Origin of the sequence: Pseudomonas promysalinigenes (assembly GCF_014269025.2) — a bacterium.
Taxonomy (GTDB): domain Bacteria; phylum Pseudomonadota; class Gammaproteobacteria; order Pseudomonadales; family Pseudomonadaceae; genus Aquipseudomonas; species Aquipseudomonas promysalinigenes.
The window spans coordinates 2,285,588-2,302,262 of record NZ_CP077094.1; the positions used below are offsets into that span (position 1 = coordinate 2,285,588).

General features: G+C 60.0%; 14 protein-coding genes. 10 read left to right on the forward strand and 4 right to left on the reverse strand.

Annotation, left to right across the window (positions count from 1 at the left end; all coding sequences use genetic code 11):
- Positions 1–34 precede the first annotated feature (34 nt).
- Both ilvA and yiaY read left to right on the forward strand, forming a co-directional pair.
- Entirely contained in the window at positions 35–1,597 is a 1,563-nt protein-coding gene (ilvA, locus tag HU725_RS10425) for a threonine ammonia-lyase, biosynthetic (protein WP_186477142.1), read from the forward strand.
- A gap of 78 nt (positions 1,598–1,675) precedes the next feature.
- Positions 1,676–2,824: an L-threonine dehydrogenase gene (gene yiaY / locus HU725_RS10430; protein ID WP_186477143.1), complete on the forward strand. Its 1,149-nt coding sequence runs from the start codon at positions 1,676–1,678 to the stop codon at positions 2,822–2,824.
- A 126-nt stretch (positions 2,825–2,950) separates the two neighbouring features.
- Here yiaY and HU725_RS10435 read toward each other — a convergent pair whose 3' ends face one another.
- From HU725_RS10435 to HU725_RS10445, 3 genes are all read right to left on the reverse strand, one after another.
- Positions 2,951–4,138, reverse strand: a complete 1,188-nt coding sequence (locus HU725_RS10435) for a DUF8534 domain-containing protein (RefSeq protein ID WP_186477144.1) — start codon at positions 4,136–4,138, stop codon at positions 2,951–2,953.
- A gap of 63 nt (positions 4,139–4,201) precedes the next feature.
- Entirely contained in the window at positions 4,202–4,669 is a 468-nt protein-coding gene (locus HU725_RS10440; RefSeq protein WP_186477145.1) for a VOC family protein, read from the reverse strand.
- A 111-nt stretch (positions 4,670–4,780) separates the two neighbouring features.
- Positions 4,781–6,400, reverse strand: a complete 1,620-nt coding sequence (locus HU725_RS10445; RefSeq protein WP_186477146.1) for an NADP-dependent glyceraldehyde-3-phosphate dehydrogenase — start codon at positions 6,398–6,400, stop codon at positions 4,781–4,783.
- 188 nt (positions 6,401–6,588) lie between these two features.
- Here HU725_RS10445 and HU725_RS10450 point away from each other — a divergent pair, with 188 nt between their 5' ends.
- From HU725_RS10450 to HU725_RS10480, 8 genes are all read left to right on the forward strand, one after another.
- The gene (locus HU725_RS10450) at positions 6,589–8,139 is read left to right on the forward strand and encodes a putative bifunctional diguanylate cyclase/phosphodiesterase (RefSeq protein ID WP_225915529.1); all 1,551 of its coding nucleotides are present in this window, start codon (positions 6,589–6,591) and stop codon (positions 8,137–8,139) included.
- Between the two features lie 266 nt (positions 8,140–8,405).
- Entirely contained in the window at positions 8,406–9,548 is a 1,143-nt protein-coding gene (locus tag HU725_RS10455) for a GNAT family N-acetyltransferase (protein ID WP_186477148.1), read from the forward strand.
- 52 nt (positions 9,549–9,600) lie between these two features.
- Complete coding sequence (locus HU725_RS10460; protein WP_186477149.1) at positions 9,601–10,719, forward strand: glycosyltransferase 61 family protein; 1,119 nt, start codon at positions 9,601–9,603, stop codon at positions 10,717–10,719.
- A 364-nt stretch (positions 10,720–11,083) separates the two neighbouring features.
- The gene (gene eppA / locus HU725_RS23030) at positions 11,084–11,260 is read left to right on the forward strand and encodes an EPS-associated small membrane protein EppA (protein WP_353844294.1); all 177 of its coding nucleotides are present in this window, start codon (positions 11,084–11,086) and stop codon (positions 11,258–11,260) included.
- A 284-nt stretch (positions 11,261–11,544) separates the two neighbouring features.
- On the forward strand, positions 11,545–12,087 hold the full coding sequence (locus HU725_RS10465; protein WP_060476501.1) for a polysaccharide biosynthesis/export family protein: 543 nt from the start codon (positions 11,545–11,547) through the stop codon (positions 12,085–12,087).
- A 70-nt stretch (positions 12,088–12,157) separates the two neighbouring features.
- Positions 12,158–13,231, forward strand: coding sequence for a hypothetical protein (locus HU725_RS10470; protein WP_189657981.1), 1,074 nt, complete (start codon positions 12,158–12,160; stop codon positions 13,229–13,231).
- Positions 13,232–13,251: 20 nt separating this feature from the next.
- Positions 13,252–14,817: a GumC family protein gene (locus HU725_RS10475; RefSeq protein ID WP_060476499.1), complete on the forward strand. Its 1,566-nt coding sequence runs from the start codon at positions 13,252–13,254 to the stop codon at positions 14,815–14,817.
- An 11-nt stretch (positions 14,818–14,828) separates the two neighbouring features.
- Positions 14,829–15,635 carry a CpsD/CapB family tyrosine-protein kinase gene (locus tag HU725_RS10480; protein WP_060476498.1) on the forward strand — a complete coding sequence of 269 codons (807 nt, stop codon included), beginning with the start codon at positions 14,829–14,831 and terminating at the stop codon, positions 15,633–15,635.
- A gap of 40 nt (positions 15,636–15,675) precedes the next feature.
- Here the strand turns inward: HU725_RS10480 and galE are convergent, their stop codons facing one another.
- Positions 15,676–16,638: a UDP-glucose 4-epimerase GalE gene (gene galE / locus HU725_RS10485; protein WP_060476497.1), complete on the reverse strand. Its 963-nt coding sequence runs from the start codon at positions 16,636–16,638 to the stop codon at positions 15,676–15,678.
- Between the last annotated feature and the right edge of the window lie 37 nt (positions 16,639–16,675).

Sequence of the window (16,675 nt, forward strand, 5' to 3'; positions counted from 1 at the left end):
CCTGGGCACCGAACAAGCCAAGGAGTTGCCCTCGATGACCAGCCTCAACCTAAACCCTCGTACGTCCTCTTCAGCGCAGCATTTGCTGTCGGAGCAGGTACGCCGCATCCTGTCTGCGCCGGTATACGACCTGGCAATCGAGACGCCTCTGCAAGCGGCGCCAGCGCTGTCCGAGCGCCTTGGCAATCACGTGCTGCTCAAGCGTGAAGACTTGCAGCCAACCTTCTCGTTCAAGATCCGCGGCGCCTACACCCGGCTGTCGCGCCTGACCCAGGCCCAGCGCGAACGTGGCGTCATCACGGCCTCTGCAGGTAACCATGCCCAGGGCGTTGCCCTGGCGGCGGCGCACCTTGGCATGAAAGCCACCATCGTCATGCCGACCACCACGCCCTCACTCAAAGTCGAAGGGGTACGCTCGCGCGGCGGCCATGTGGTGCTGCATGGCGAGAGCTTTCCCCATGCGCTGGCTCACGCTTTGAAACTGGCCGACAGTGAACAAGCGACCTTCGTACCACCGTTCGACGACCCAGATGTGATCGCTGGCCAAGGCACCGTGGGCATGGAGATCCTGCGCCAGCAGCCCGGCGCCCTGGACGCGATCTTCGTGCCGGTTGGCGGCGGCGGCTTGATTGCCGGCATCGCCGCCTACGTCAAATACCTGCGGCCTGAGGTCAAGGTCATTGGCGTCGAACCCGAAGACTCCAACTGCCTGCAGGCGGCCATGACGGCCGGCGAGCGAGTGATCCTGCCGCAGGTCGGTACCTTCGCCGACGGCGTAACGGTGGCGCAGGTGGGCGCTCACTGCTTCGAACTGTGTCGGCATTTCGTCGATGAAGTGATCACGGTCAGCAGCGATGAGTTATGCGCGGCCATCAAGGACATCTACGACGATACTCGCTCGATCACCGAGCCTTCCGGCGCCCTGGCGGTAGCCGGGATCAAGCGCTACGTGGCCCGTGGCGGTGTGCACGGCCAGACCCTGGTGGCCATCGATTCTGGTGCCAATGTCAACTTCGACCGCCTGCGGCACGTCGCTGAGCGGGCCGAGCTTGGCGAGCAGCGCGAAGCGATCATCGCCGTTACCATCCCTGAGCAGCCCGGCAGCTTCAGGGCCTTCTGCCAAGCGCTGGGCAAGCGGCAGATCACCGAGTTCAACTATCGCTTCTACCCCGGCAAGGAGGCTCGACTGTTCGTTGGCGTGCAGACCCACCCGCAACATGATCCGCGTGATCAACTGCTGGCCAGCCTGCAAGGGCAGGGGTACAGCGTGCTTGACCTGACCGATAACGAATTGGCCAAGTTACATGTGCGCCACACCGTGGGTGGGCATGCAGCACCCGGGGCCGATGAGCGGGTGCTGCGGTTCGAATTCCCCGAGCGACCGGGAGCGCTACTGGGGTTCCTGGAGCGGCTGGGCAAGCGTTGGAACATCAGCTTGTTTCACTACCGTAACCACGGCGCAGCCGAGGCTCGGGTATTCGCGGCGCTTGAAGTACCCGCCCAAGAGCAAGCCGGCTTGCCCCAGGCGCTGGATGAGATGGGCTACCGCTACTGGGACGAAACCGCCAATCCGGCCTATCGGCTGTTCCTTGGCTAACGTTGTCCTGGATCAACACCGTGTTTAGTGATCAGGCGGATCCTCCTGGGCAGACAGACCAGCCAGGAGGACCCGGCCATGAGCAGCACCTTTTTCATTCCGCCCGTCAACATCATGGGCATCGATTGCCTTGAACAGGCCATGGTCGCGATCGCAGGCTACGGCCTGCGCAAGGCGCTGATCGTTACCGACCAGGGCTTGGCCAAGGCAGGCGTCGCCGCTCGCATCGGCCGCATGCTGGCCTTGCAGGACATCGATTCGGTGGTGTTCGACGGCGCCAAGCCCAACCCCAGCATTGCCAATGTCGAGGCCGGCCTTGCCCTGTTGCAGCGCGAGCGCTGCGACTGCGTAGTATCGCTGGGCGGTGGCTCGCCCCACGACTGCGCCAAAGGGATTGCCCTGTGCGCCACCAACGGTGGGCATATCAGCGACTATGAGGGTGTCGACCGCTCCAGCAAGCCTCAGCTGCCGCTGATTGCCATCAACACCACGGCGGGCACGGCCAGCGAAATGACCCGCTTCTGCATCATCACCGACGAGCAGCGCCATGTGAAAATGGCTATCGTCGACCGAAATGTGACGCCGATTCTGTCGGTCAACGACCCCGCACTGATGGTGGCCATGCCAAAAGGGCTGACCGCTGCCACTGGCATGGATGCCTTGACCCATGCCATCGAGGCCTACGTTTCCACCGCTGCCACGCCAATCACCGATGCCTGCGCGCTCAAGGCAATCAGCCTGATCAGCCAGAACCTGCGCCAGGCCGTGCACGATGGCAGCGATCTGGTGGCGCGGGAGAATATGGCCTACGCGCAGTTTTTGGCCGGCATGGCGTTCAACAATGCATCGCTGGGCTACGTGCATGCCATGGCACACCAATTGGGTGGCTATTACGATCTACCGCACGGGGTGTGCAATGCCGTTCTGTTGCCGCATGTGCAGCGCTTCAACGCCACGGTCTGCGCCGCCCGCTTGCGCGATGTGGCCAAGGCCATGGACGTCAAAGTCTGTGCGCTGGACGAGAAGCAGGGCGCAGGCGCAGCGATTTCGGCCATCGAACACTTGGCCGCCGCGGTAGGTATCCCGGCAGGCTTGGCTGAATTGGGCGCCAAGTTCGAAGATGTGGGCATTCTGGCGCACAACGCCCTGAAGGATGCCTGTGGGCTGACCAACCCGCGCCCAGCTAGCCAGGATGAGATCGAGGGTATCTTCCGAGCGGCGTTCTGACAGAGTGGAAGATGTGGCGGAGCCGGCCGCTTCGCGGCTAAAGCCGCGCCTACGCTAATCGCGCCAGCTTCAAGATCGGCGCGTCGCTGTTGGCGCGGCGGTCGTGACGAAGCTGGCGGCTTGGGCTCAGCGCTCGCGCATGAAGAACCCGGCCACGTACTTGCGAAAGGTATCGAGGCTCTTGAAGTCGGCGTAGCGCTTGAAGTTTTCCGCATCGGGCTCTGGCCCGATCGGTTGCTCCAGCAACGACACCGACAACACCCGGTCCTGATCCGAGGTCAGCACCAGTTCATCCATCACCTGCCCGCCGATCACCGGCCGACGCATCTGGACCTTGACGCCTTTGCTGGCCATCCAGTCGATCAGCGACACCAGTGCCTTGAGCGGCTCTCGCTCCTCATCGCGGTAAACCGGAAACAGCTGGGCGCGCGAGAGCACGGGTACGCTGGCCACGTGAATCAGCTCGTAGAACTGGCTGCCCGCTGTGGCCGGCGAGTACAGTGCCAGGGCCAACAATGGGCCTGACGCCCGGCTGCCACCCCAGTACAGATGGTGCCCCTGAAAATCGAAGCCGTCCTCGCTGCGGTTATTGAACAGCTTGCGCCCCCTGATCTGCTCCACACAGTCCAGCAACAGGCCATGGCGCCGGTGGCTGCCGAAGACCGTGGCTTCGCGCAGCCGCGCCTTGAGCATCATCATGTGCTTCATGTCCAGACGGGTTTCCAGGTAGTTGCTGGCCGGCACCCGTTCGAGCAGCGGGTAACGACTGGCGACACTGCGCAGTTCGGCAAACTGCCCGGTCAGGTCCTTTTTCAGGTGGGTAGCGTAAAGGTTAAGGCCGCTGGTCTCGATCCACGTCAGCAGCAACGACAAGAGGCGCTGCTGCTCTCGCCGCCCTGCGCCCTCAGCGCTGGATGCAGTGGGCTCGTTGCCCATGCGGTAATCACCGATCAGCCGTAGCGGTGTATCCGGTGCCAGCCAGGCGGCAGGGGCTAGGGGTTCATCCCCTCGGTCGTCGGCTTCGCGTTCGTCCTTGGTGAAGGGGCAGCCCGGCGCATGTTCGGCGGTGCCGGGGTTGTTCTTCAAGAACAGCGTGCCGGTGCTGCCGTTGAGGGTGACATTGAGCACCGGCAGGGCGTCCTTGCGGCAATCGCAGGCCAGCCACTGATTGGCGCTACGCACCTTCATCAGCAACTGATTGGCTTGCAGCAGGCGTGGCCCGACGAGGTGGCCGGTGGCGAAAGCGACCAGCAGTTCCTCTTCAGCCGGGGTCAGGCTGCGCACCTGCGCGGCGGTTTTGTCGATGATTCGCATGAAGCAGCTCCAAGCTACGAGCCTCAAGCTTCAGGCAAACTCGCCGCGCTTTCAACTGATGGCTTAGTTATCGGCAAACATCTTTGCCGCGCGCGCACGGATCTCATCGGGGCTGAGGTCTTCCTTATGGGTGGCGACGAACCACTGGTGGCCGAATGGGTCTTTCAGTGAGCCGCTGCGATCCCCGTAGAACTGGTCCTGAACCGGATGCAGGGCAGTAGCACCAGCGGCAATGGCCTGGGCAAAGACACGGTCGCAGTCTTCGACATACAAGTGCAGGCCTACCCCAGCGCCGGCTAGTTTCTGGCTGGCAGTCAGGCCGTTTTCCATGTCGCAGGGGTCGGCCAGCATCAGCGAGGAGTCGCCGATGCGCAGTTCGGCGTGGCCGACACGGCCTTCAGGGCCTTCCAGGCGGAACATTTCGATGGCGCCAAAAGCTTGCTTGTAAAACGCGATAGCCTTGGCCGCGCCGTGGATGCAAAGGTAGGGGGTGAGGCTGTGCTGGCCATCTGGGATGGGTTTGGCGGGCATGGTGGACGCTCCTTGACGAAGGGGCGCCGGACGGCGCCCTGATGCTTAGAGTCGTCTGGAATGAGGGAAAATCGACCCTGACGCTAGATCGATTTTCCATAAGCGCAGCCGTTAGAAGATGTAATCGGTGGTCAGGAAGCTTGACTGGCGGTTGCGAATGATCTCGCTGATCAGTTCTTTATTGGCCGCTTGGAAGCGCGTTGCGACCAACGTCCGAATGGAGAAAACCCGCAAGGCATCGTCCACCGACAACGTGCCTTCGGCGCTGTTTTTGCGACCGTTGAACGGGTAAGTGTCAGGGCCCCGCTGGCACTGCGCATTGAGATTGATACGGCCAACCTGGTTGGCGAATATATCGACCAGGTTGCCGATGGTGGCCGGGTCATTGCCGAACAGGCTGAGCTGTTGGCCGTAGTCGGAGTCCAGCACGTAGTCGATCACCGTCTGCAGGTCACGATACGGGACTACGGGTACTACCGGGCCGAACTGCTCTTCGTGGTACACGCGCATGTCGCTATTTACCGGGTAGAGCAGGGCGGGGTAGAAGAACGAACCGCGGCTCTGCCCGCCAGCTTCGTTGAGGACCTGGGCGCCTTTGGCCTTGGCATCGGCCACCAATTGATCGAGGTAGTCGACTTTGCCTTGCTCCGGCAGCGGTGTCAGCGCAACGCCAGGCTCCCAGGGCATGCCGGGCTTTAGTGCGGCAAGCTTGCGCTTGAACTTGTCGAGGAACGCTTCGACCACATCTTCGTGCACGAACAGTATCTTTAGCGCCGTGCAACGTTGGCCATTGAATGAAAGCGCACCGGTCACGGCCTCTTCGACGGCATTGTCCAGGTCGACCTGGGGCAGGATGATGCCGGGGTTCTTCGCATCCAGGCCCAGGGCGGCCCGCAGACGGTGGGGCCGTGGGTGAAGTTTTTTCAGGTCGCTGGCAGCCTTGTGGGTGCCGATGAAGGCGAACACATCGACCTTGCCACTGGCCATCAGGGCACTGACCGTTTCCCGGCCACGGCCGTAAATCACATTGATCACCCCTGGCGGGAAACTGTCGCGGAACGCCTCCAGCAGAGGGCGGATCAGCAAAACGCCGAATTTCGCCGGTTTGAACACCACCGTGTTGCCCATTATCAGTGCAGGGATCAGCGTGGTGAAGGTTTCGTTGAGCGGGTAGTTGTAAGGGCCCATGCACAGTGCCACGCCCAGCGGTGCGCGACGGATCTGGCCCAACGTGCCTTGCTCGAGCTCGAAACGGCTGGAGCGCCGGTCGAGGTCCTTGAGCGCATTGATGGTATCGACGATGTAGTCACAGGTGCGGTCGAACTCCTTCTCGGAGTCCTTGAGGTTCTTGCCGATCTCCCACATCAGCAATTTGACCACTGCAGTGCGTTGCTCGCGCATGCGCGCCAGAAAGGTCTCGACGTGTGCAATACGCTCGGCAACCCGCATGTTCGGCCAGGCACCACGGCCCTTGTCGTAGGCGTTCACGGCGGCGTCCAGGGCAGTGAGGGCGGTGTCGGCATCGAGCAATGGCGCACTGCCGAGCACCACTTGGCGCTCGCCGTCGGCATGCTTGAGCCACACTGGGCTGCGCACGGTGGCCAAAGGCCCGCTCCAATGGCGCAACTCGCCATTGACCAGATAGTCGCGTTGCTCCAACGGCCCTTCCAGGCGCCAGTTTTCAGGGATGTCGCCGGCGGCAGGAAATAGCGAATCGAGCAGATGATCCATGGTACTGCACCTCACATGTCCGGTTAGGTGAAACGCTTCAGCTTCGAGCATGCACCTTGCTCAAGAAAAACTCCAGTGTGGCTCAATAACGCGACAGTGGCGCCGATACAGGGGCAATCGCTTACACCAACAGGCCTATGACCTCGCACAATCGCTCAATCAAAAACCAACGAACATCCGCCGCCGGCTTGTTGCGTCATACGCTCAGTCCACTGACGCCAATCGGCCTATTGCTGACCGGTATCGGCGTGTCCATGGTATTTGGCCATGCAGATATCCAGCGCCAGAGCAGCCCCCAGGCTACTAGTCTGTTCCACTCACCGCTGTTCTGGTTCGCCATGATCTGCAGTGGCCTGCTCAGCCTGTTCGTTGCCCGGATCAACCGCAGGCAGCGCCAGCTGCAACGGCGTAATTGCCGACTGCAGCGCTCCCAGGCCCAGCTCGAACGCCTGGCGCACTACGACACCATCACCGGCTTGCCCAACCGGGTGCTGTTCCAGCGGCAATTGGCCCAGGCTACCGCTCAAGGCCATGGCCTGGCCGTGCTGCTACTGGATATAGACGGTTTCAAGCAGGTCAACGACAGCTTGGGGCATGCCATGGGCGATTTGCTCTTGCAGCAGGCCACCGCGCGTTTTGTGCAAGAGCTGGGCGGCGGCGACCGGGTTTGCCGTTTGGGTGGCGACGAATTCGTGTTCATGCTTCAAGGCACCCAGATACAGGTCAGCCAACAGCTACGCCAGCTGCTGCGGTGCCTGCAACGGCCATTCGACCTCAACGGCAATACCGCCCTGGTGACCGGCAGCATCGGCATAGCATGGTGCCCGCAGCATGGCGAAGATGTAGACAGCCTGCTGCGCCATGCCGACACCGCCATGTATGCCGCCAAGGAGGGCGGGCGCAACGCCTGGCGCGCTTACCACCCTGACATGACAGCGCGGCTGCACCAGCGCCTGGAACTGGAACGCAACTTGCGCCGGGCGTTGCAGGAGAACGAGTTCGAATTGTGGTACCAGCCCAAGATCGATCTTTTCAGTGGCCAGCTCGAAGGCGTCGAGGCCCTGCTGCGTTGGCGGGACCCAGAGCACGGGTTGATCCCGCCAGGGGAGTTCATTCCGCTGGCCGAGCGCAGTGGCCTGATCATCCCGCTGGGCGAGCGCGTCCTGGACCTGGCCTGTGCGCAGTTGGCCCAGTGGTGTGCCGCCGACTGCCTGCCCGGGCCCTTGGCGGTCAACGTGGCAGCGCTGCAGATCGAGCGAAGCGACTATGTTTCGAGCCTCGCCATGGCGCTTGAGCGTTATGGCCTGGCGCCGCATCTGCTGGAAGTGGAGATCACCGAGAGCCTATTGATGGAAAGCCAACAGCAGGCCTGTGAGGCGTTGGCTCAGCTGCAGGCGATGGGCGTGGCCACGGCGGTGGACGACTTCGGTACGGGCTATTCGTCGTTGGCCTACCTGCGTTCCTTGCCTATCGATCACCTGAAGATAGACCGGGCATTCATCAAGGATTTGCCAGATGACGATGATGCAGTGGCCATTGCACGGGCTATCATCGATCTCGGCCATGCATTGGGATACCGCATCACCGCCGAAGGTATCGAGACTCAGCAGCAGTATGACTTCCTGCGCAATGCCGGATGTGATCAAGGCCAGGGCTATTTGCTGGGTCGGCCGATGCCGGCCGCGCAGTTGCAGAGGTGGATGGCAGACAATCCTCGAACGGCGCGTGCGCCAAGTTGAGCGGGCCTGTGGGGGGGCCGCTCATATAGCAAAGTCGATGTCGGATAATCGAATGAGTGGGCTTTTTTGACGCCAAGAAATACCTTCAGATACTGTCAAAATGCCGCTTGCCAATACCTGATGGTGCACCTTAAATTGTTACTGGATGTAAGCTGACTAATCTTCATATAACACCTGTATATCAATGTTTTATATGAATATCAGCAAGTTTTCATGCTCTGTCCCGCTCAGTTTCATTGGCATCAGCGAAGGACGTTGAAAAAGACATGAATGCAAAACTCAAAGCTATGGCACGAAGCTTCATCTCGCCATCGATGCGTTATGAGCTGCGCACTGTCTCAGACAAATTACGCGAAACGCTGGCCCGCGCCTGTTTCTGGAAGTGGGAAATCGCACGGTTCAGCCTACGCCAGCAGAGCCCCTACGACATTCTCTATGTAGGCCGCAAACAGCAACGGGAGATGGCTGCGCTGCTGATAGGAGGCAAGGACCCGTCGCCGGTAGAACGCATGGCCGGGGATGCAAAGCGCCCAGTGGTAGTGGTGAGTGAGCTGCCCACCGCAGGGGCATTGTCGGTTCCGCACTTTGTCAGTGCGGTGGTGCCCTTGGGGCGCCCGTTGGATGAGATCATCGCCCGCTACGACAGCGAACTGCGCCGCACTATCCGTAAGAACCGCCCGCTGTATCAGATGCGCCCGGTGGCGTCGGACGAGGAAATCGCCATGGCCGACCGCGATCTGTTGCGCCCGTACGCCACTGCACGCCAAGGCAGCAGGGCGGCGCAGTTTCCCACCGAGGAGGTGTTCCGCCTGGCCAAGGAGTACGGGCGTCTGGATCTGATTACCCTGAACGGCGAAGTGGTAGCCTGCCACCTTGGCTGTGAGGTCATCCGCGGTGGCAAACGCTATTGGAGCACGTTGCGCTTCGGCTACTGCGAAAGTGTCTTCAGCGATGCCAAAAAACTGCGAGAAGTCAATTCCATGACCACGTTCATGACGCTGGAATGGGCACTGGCCAACGGTTTCGATTACCACGATATCGGCTTATGCGTTGCGCGCCCGGACGACGGCTTGCTCAAGTGGAAGCGCAGGCGTGGCGGCGATGTGGACACGCTGAACAATCACGCCTGCCTTTTCGTGCGCTTGCCCGCTACCGGTCAGGCGGATTTTCTGTGGGAAACCCCGCTGTTTGCCATGGAAGGCAACAAAGTCACCTTGCACTTGGGCCTGCCAGCTGAGGCCAGTGAGGAGGAAATTGCCAGCCGTTACCAGGAAATGGTGTTCGGCGGCTTGCATAAAATCTACCTCTACAGCGCCCCCCAGGCAGGGGAGGCTTTTCTGCAGACCCTGCGCAACCGTTATGCTGGCTTCCCCAGTCCTCCGATTCTTCAGCAGGTGGCCTGTCGCTGACCGGCGGCCTTACCTTCGCAAGTACTGACCTGGCCTTCAAAGGAGGGCGCAAATGGGTACTGATATTTCCAGGTTCGCTTCATCGAGCGCTCTGCGCCGGGATCGGTGGACGCTGGCGGCATACCGCGAGGTGCTGCGCAAGCGGCTGGGTCAGCAACCGGGCCTTGAACTCAAAAGCCTGGCCGAAAGAAGCTGGGATATCGCCCCTGGTGGCAGCACGGTTTCGCCTGCGGCCGTGTTCCTGCCCGGCCAGATGGAGCGTGTAACAGGCTGGCAGGAAAAAGAGTTCTTCCCCTATGTACACCCAGGGCCGACCATGCAAGGCGGGCTCACAGTCACCCATGGCCCTACACGCGGCTACTTGCTCAAGGATGTATGGTTGATCGACGGGGCGCTTTACAAGGGCAAAGCCAGCCAGTGGTTGTCATTGCGGCAGGTCAGCGTCCCATCGGTCAGGGTCGAGCACGAGGTCGAGCGCGCGGCCATTTATTGCACTCACAACGGTAACAGTTGGTTCGGCACCTGGCTGATGGAGGACTGCCCGACCTATGCCTTGGCTTGCAATGAAGGTGTGCCGGTTACCATTGCACCGTCGGCGCGCTTTCCGCTGTTCACCCAGGCCCCTGCCTATGAGGCTTGGCTAGGGATGCAACCGCTGCGGCTGCGTACGGCGTTTTTCCGTGAGCTGGTGGTGTTTGACGACATGAGCAACAACTTCAGCCGCTACCAGCGCTTTCGCGACATGGGCCACAAATTGCTGGCTCACGTGGCCCATGTGCCGCACCCGGGGGTCTTCATTCTGCGTGGGGGCGACGGCGAGCTACGCATGTTGCGCAACGAACTGGAATTGGCTGAGCATCTGCGTAAGGTTCACGGTTTCAAGGTCGTGGACCCGCTGAAGATGCAGGTGCCGGACATCGTCGCAGCCTGTGCCGGCGCCCGCGTGGTGATGGGGGTAGAAGGTAGCCAGTTGGTGCATGGCGTCAATGTCCTGCAGCCAGGTGGCGTGGTGTTCACCTTGCAGCCGCCTAACCGTTTTGTCAGCTATTACAAATTCTTGACTGACCGTGATGGCCAACATTTCGCTTTCGTGGTCGGCAGCCCGGAAGGTGAGGGGTTCACCATCAGTATCGATGAAGTGGAGCGAACGCTCGACATGCTACCGGGTTGAACACAGGCCGAGCCCGACTTATGCAGCGGGTGATCTAACGCTTGCGTTATTCACGTTTGAACTCAATGTTATTGACGGATTAGTGGCGCTGTCGTTGTGACGGCGTCTCGCACATTTGTAGTGGGTCAGTCACTGCGCTGCAAATACATGAAATAGAGCCAACTTTTCGGATAATGAATAGCCAGAGAGGGCCTGCAATATCCGACGACGGCTTTCTGACGCAATGGCGGCATGGTGATTAATTTATATTATGGTGTCGGATCGTTGACGTAGTGTCACTCTGCCCATAAGCTCAAAACAGCTACCCACCACTGCCTCTGCCAACCTAAATAATAACTATCTTTCCTCTTCGCAGGAGGGGATTATGCGCTCGACTCTGTTCATCAAATCGATTTTTCTCTTGGTGTTAATGAGTGGTGCAGCGCGAGCCGCAGACTCATATATGAGCCAAACCAATATAGTACCGCTTGCCACAGCAGCCTGGCTATTCGGGGTCGCCATCGTCGGTTTCGTGGCTGTGGCAAACCGACGGAAAGTCTAGATTAGAGCCCACAATCTTAATGCCAATCTATTGACGCGTTAAATGTCGACATTTGAGTTTTCCAGCGTGCCGATGCTTGTGAATTTTACAGCCGTTGCTATATTCCACTAGCCAGTGCCGGTAACCTGGCAAAGCGGCAGAGTGAAATATCAAGATATTGGCGCCGGGCCTCCAGGAAGGTAGGCCAGCGCGGTGGCTCACGCCACCGCGAAGAGGAGCGAGAGGTTTGCTGTTGTTCTCATTCAGTGCTCTTAACCTGGGCCGTCAGGCCGGAGGGATCCCTCATGGTACGTTTGCTGATGTCTGTTCTCTGCGCCTTGGCGGTCTGTTCTGCAACCGCCGCCGATACTTCCTCTTCTGCCTACCTATTGAGCCCGGGCGATAAAGTCATGATCTCGGTGTGGCAGGAAGATACCCTGCGCCAGGAAACAGTTGTGCTGCCCGATGGCAGTATCACCTTCCCACTGGCCGGGCGCGTCGATGTCGCCGGCCTTGAAGCCACTGCAGTGGCAAGAAAGATCGAAACCGCATTGAAACCGTACCTGGCTCAGCCCAATGTCAGCGTGGTTGTCACAAGCACTGCTGGCAACCTTGTCTACGTTCAAGGCAAAGTAATCAAACCTGGACCAGTGCCCATGGCAGGCCCTACGGCGGTGCTTCAGGCATTGAGCATGTCCGGTGGTATGGACAAATTCGCTGACGAAAGTGCCATTAAGGTCATCCGTGGCCAAAAGGTCATGCCGGTGCGCTACAAGGACCTGGTTTCTGGGCGTGACATGTCCACCAACTTCCAACTTCAGGCTGGCGATACGCTGGTCGTACCCTGATTTTTCACATTATTAAGAACGTCTTGTGCCTATCAATAAAACGACGAGTGTTGTAACGGCAATCATGATGATGCCGTTTTCTGGAATGGTTGATGCCGCCAGCTGGCAATCTTCAGTCGAGCTTCCAACGACTGTGGAACATGACAGCAACCCATTGCTCCTGACGTCCAAGGAGAAAGGTGTGACGCGTACCATCATTGCGCCCGATTACACGTTGGTGGGTCAGTTCGATCGGGATCAGTTGCGTATGGGCTTAGGCATGCACGTGCTGCGCTCGTCCGACCGCTCGGTCATCAAGGACCGCGAAGACCCTAAGCTGAGCCTGGGCTGGCAGCGCGAGACCGAAAGCGGCGGGTTCGGCCTGCTGGCAAGTTACGAAGAAAGCTCGACGCTTTCTGGCGCGGTGCAGGATACCGGGGTCGTCACCACCATCGACGGTACCCAGAAGATGTCCATCGTCTCGGGCAACTGGAGCAGTGCGGTCACCGAGCGCAGCACCCTGGCTAACGAGCTTCGCTACGCACACGCCACCTATGACGTCAATTCACTGACCGGTTACGACGAGTACACCAACGATTTCACCTGGACCTACGCCTGGAGCGAGCGCACCGATATCATTACCGGCTTCCAAGCGCGGCGCTATGAGCCAGACAGCACCAGCATAGCGGTCGCCACCAACAGCTACGTGCCTAGCATCGGCATCAAGTACCAGATTTCCGACAGCCTGGTCGGCGCCATGCACGTCGGCGTCAACCAGACCAACGGCGACGGCACGCAGCGCCGCGGCGAAGGCGGTGCGTCGTTGACCTATCGTGGTTTACGCACCGAAGCGAGCATCAGTGCCGAGCGCAGCACGATGGCCAACGCCCAGGGCGGCGCGGCCGAGATGGACATGGTTCGTGCCAGCTGGAGCTATTTGCTCACCGAAACTACCCGGGTCGGCGCCGATGCCTGGTGGCAGGACAGCAAGGGGCTGAACCCCAACACCCTACAAACCTACAGCATCTGGGCCAGCCGGGCATTTTCGCCGGCCTGGGATTTGCGTGTTTCGTTGTTGTACAAGGAACGTCAACAGAATGGCCTGCCTGATGCCGACGCTACCATCGCTGGTTTGACGCTGACCTACAGATACCCCGACATCTGAATTTCGGATTGGTGGCCACTATGAAATCTGAGTACGAGCTTTCCATCAAGGATTACATTGCCATCATCAAGGATCGCGCCTTGCTGTTGGGGATCGTCATAGTGGTCGTGTTGGCGGCAACCGTGGGGGTTGCTATCAGCGTGCCGCCAATCTATCAGTCGACCGGGACCATTCTGGTGGAGTCGCAGCAGATTTCCCCAGACTTGGTCTCCGGTGGCAACAACACGTTCGCCGATGAGCGCATCGAGGTGATTCGCCAGCGGGTGATGACCCGCGAAAACCTTCTGAAGATCATCGACAAGTACAACCTGTTCGCCGACCGCGGCAGCCGTTTCAGCGAGACCGACAAGATCGAGCAGATGCGCAGCGCGATCGCGGTGGCGACGTTGAGCACCTTCGTCAAAGGGCGCGGCGAGGCCACCGTGGCCTTTACCGTGTCTTATGAAGACAAACGGGCGGATGTGGCCAAAGAAGTTGCCGATGAGCTGGTGTCGCTGTTTCTCAACGAAAACGTCAAGCAGCGCACCGAGCGCGCCACCGAAACTACCGAATTCCTGACCCAGGAAGCCAACAAGCTTGGCGCCGAGCTGGCCGATTTGGAAAACCAGCTGGCAGACTTCAAGCAGGCACATTCCAATGCCTTGCCCGAGAACCAGCAGCTGCGAATGAGTATGTTGTCCCGCGCTGAGCTGGAATACCGGGAAGTCGACCGCGACTACAAGGCTGCCCAGGAAGAAGTGCGCTATCTGGAGCTTGAATTGGCTGCTGCCAACTCAGGCGTCTCTACCCAAACCGCCAACGGCAGGGCAGTTGCACCTGACCCGCAAGATCTGCCGAGCCTCAAGGCCGAATACGCACGGCTGTTGAGCAAGTACACCGAGGCGCACCCGGATGTGGTCGCCATCAAGCACAAGATCGACCTGCTCAAGGCCTCGGGCGATAAAGGCATCGCAGCCGCCGGCGCGATGAACCTGGATGCCGCCAGAGTACGCACCAAAATGGCTGCTGCGCAGTCGCGCATCGCCTCGCTGGCCGAACAGAAGCGCCAGCTGACCAGCAAGATGGAGGCCTACGAGGCCGATATCCTGGAAGCGCCGCAAGTGGAGCGTGGCTTGGTGACGCTGATGCGCGATCACGATAACGCGCGCAAGAAGTACGAAGAAATCCGCAACAAGGAAATGGGTGCCAAGATCACCGAAAGCCTGGAGCAGGAAAACAAGGCAGAGCGTTTCGTGCTGCTTGAGCCGCCCTTGATGCCGGAAAAACCGATCAAGCCCAACCGCAAGAAAATTGTCGCCCTTGGCTTGGTGCTGGCGCCTGCCGCAGGGGGTGGGCTGGTGATGTTGCTGGAGATGCTCAACCAGCGCGTGCGCGGTGTCGGCGCCCTTGAAAGCGTGCTGGGCCGGCGCGTGCTGGTAGCGGTACCTTACATCTCCACCAAGGCAGACAAGGCCAGGCGCAAGAAACTGATCACGATGATGGTCGTTGCCGGGGTGCTGCTGGTGGCTATCCTGTTGGTGGTCGTGCACATGTTCTACATGCCGTTGGACCTCCTGCTTTTCAAAGCTATGGGTCGGTTTGAATAGGGAGCGCAGCGATGGACAGAAGTACGCCGGCTGTTGGCAAGAACATTCATCAGGTCTCGCCTGGCACCTGCGACACGGCACAAGTGCCCTCGGTCAGGGAAAGGCCGGGTGAACTTGGTCAGTTCGACTATGTGCAAACCAAGGTGGTGCCGCTGGATGCGCAGCATCTGGAGCGCAATCGCATCGTCTCGTTCAACAAGAATTCGAACATGAGCGGTGCCATCGACCTGCTGCGCACCCAAGTGCTGCAGGCCATGGAAGACAATGGTTGGAGGACGCTGGCGATCACTTCGCCCACTCCTGAGGCGGGCAAGACCGTGCTGGCGGTCAACCTGGCCATGAGTATCGCCCACCACACCAACAAGACCGCGTTGCTGGCCGACTTCGACCTGCGCCGCCCGCGGGTAGGCAGCAGCTTGGGGTTGCCGATGGAAAAAGCACTCAACGACGTGCTCGAAGGCAAGGCCTGGCTTGAAGAGGCATTGGTCAATCCGACATTGCCACGCTTTGTAGTTCTGCCTACCCGCGAGCCGGTACCGATGTCGACCGAGGTGCTGTCATCGGCGAAGGTCGACACGCTGATCAGTGAGCTGCGCGATCGCTACGACTCTCGCATTTGCATTTTCGACTTGCCGCCTTTACTGAGTTCGGATGACGCAATCACCGTGCTGCCGAAATTCGACTGCGTGCTGCTGGTCGTGGCCAACGGCATGAACAGCAAGAAGGATATCGAGGATTGCCTGTACCACCTGGCTGGGTCGAACCTGGTGGGGGCAGTACTGAACAAGGCAGATGAGCAGTTACGAACTTACTATTGAGCGGTGGATGGGCATCTGGAGCTGAATGCCAAGGGGGTGTTCATCTCCAGGGATATTTCAGCTCCCACGCCCAGGCATGGCGCACAATGTCCTGAAGTGAGGTAAAGCCAGGCTGCCACCCCAGTATGGACCTGGCCTTCTGTGCATCCGCTACCAACCGAGGCGGGTCGCCGGCCCGCCGCGGCGCCTGGTTGACCTTGATGGTTCGCCCGGTAACCTCGCGAGCCGTCTCGATCACCTGCTGCACGGAAAACCCCAGCCCATTGCCCAGGTTGAACGCCGTCGTCGCGCCGCCGGCCAGCAGGTACTCCACAGCCAGCGCATGCGCCGAAGCCAGGTCCGCCACATGGATATAGTCACGGACACAGGTTCCGTCGGCGGTGTCGTAATCGTGGCCGAACACGGTCACGGATTCACGACGGCCAGCGGCCGCCTGCAGGATCAGCGGTATGAGATGAGTTTCTGGCAGGTGACACTCGCCCAATTGGCCGTCCGGATCAGCGCCGGCTGCGTTGAAGTAGCGCAAGCTCACCGAACGCAGGCCATAGGCCCGGTCGAAATCTTCGAGCATTTGTTCAACCATCCATTTGCTGCGCCCGTAGGGGTTGATCGGCACCTTGGGGTGTTGCTCATCGATCGGCACATATTCGGGGTCGCCATACACTGCGGCGCTCGAGGAAAAGATCAGCCGTTTCACCCCCGCCCGCACCATGGCCTCGAGCAGGCTGAGGGTTGCACAAACATTGTTCAGGTAATACTTGTCGGGGTCGGCCACCGACTCGCCGACCTGGATGAATGAGGCGAAGTGAAACACAGCATCGAAGTGATAGTCGCTGAACAGCGTATCGAGCCCATGGCCGTCGGCGATGTCCAGGCATACCCACTGCAAGCCCGGCACCGGCGCTTCAAGGTCTGCCACAACCACCTCATGGCCTGCGTGCAGCAGGTGCTTGACCATGTGTGAGCCGATATAACCTGCACCACCGACAACCAAGTACTTCATCCAATCCTCCTGGAGCAGACGTAGCGTCGAATGCCTG

What these genes read in the sequence shown, in the direction of transcription:
- HU725_RS10455 (WP_186477148.1), top strand. Translation starts at nt 8,406, where the DNA reads ATGAATGCAAAACTCAAAGCTATGGCACGAAGCTTCATCTCGCCATCG.
- HU725_RS10470 (WP_189657981.1), top strand. Translation starts at nt 12,158, where the DNA reads ATGCCGTTTTCTGGAATGGTTGATGCCGCCAGCTGGCAATCTTCAGTC.
- HU725_RS10480 (WP_060476498.1), top strand. Translation starts at nt 14,829, where the DNA reads ATGGACAGAAGTACGCCGGCTGTTGGCAAGAACATTCATCAGGTCTCG.
- yiaY (WP_186477143.1), top strand. Translation starts at nt 1,676, where the DNA reads ATGAGCAGCACCTTTTTCATTCCGCCCGTCAACATCATGGGCATCGAT.
- HU725_RS10445 (WP_186477146.1), bottom strand. Translation starts at nt 6,400, where the DNA reads ATGGATCATCTGCTCGATTCGCTATTTCCTGCCGCCGGCGACATCCCT.
- HU725_RS10435 (WP_186477144.1), bottom strand. Translation starts at nt 4,138, where the DNA reads ATGCGAATCATCGACAAAACCGCCGCGCAGGTGCGCAGCCTGACCCCG.
- HU725_RS10460 (WP_186477149.1), top strand. Translation starts at nt 9,601, where the DNA reads ATGGGTACTGATATTTCCAGGTTCGCTTCATCGAGCGCTCTGCGCCGG.
- ilvA (WP_186477142.1), top strand. Translation starts at nt 35, where the DNA reads ATGACCAGCCTCAACCTAAACCCTCGTACGTCCTCTTCAGCGCAGCAT.
- HU725_RS10475 (WP_060476499.1), top strand. Translation starts at nt 13,252, where the DNA reads ATGAAATCTGAGTACGAGCTTTCCATCAAGGATTACATTGCCATCATC.
- galE (WP_060476497.1), bottom strand. Translation starts at nt 16,638, where the DNA reads ATGAAGTACTTGGTTGTCGGTGGTGCAGGTTATATCGGCTCACACATG.
- HU725_RS10440 (WP_186477145.1), bottom strand. Translation starts at nt 4,669, where the DNA reads ATGCCCGCCAAACCCATCCCAGATGGCCAGCACAGCCTCACCCCCTAC.
- HU725_RS10465 (WP_060476501.1), top strand. Translation starts at nt 11,545, where the DNA reads ATGGTACGTTTGCTGATGTCTGTTCTCTGCGCCTTGGCGGTCTGTTCT.
- eppA (WP_353844294.1), top strand. Translation starts at nt 11,084, where the DNA reads ATGCGCTCGACTCTGTTCATCAAATCGATTTTTCTCTTGGTGTTAATG.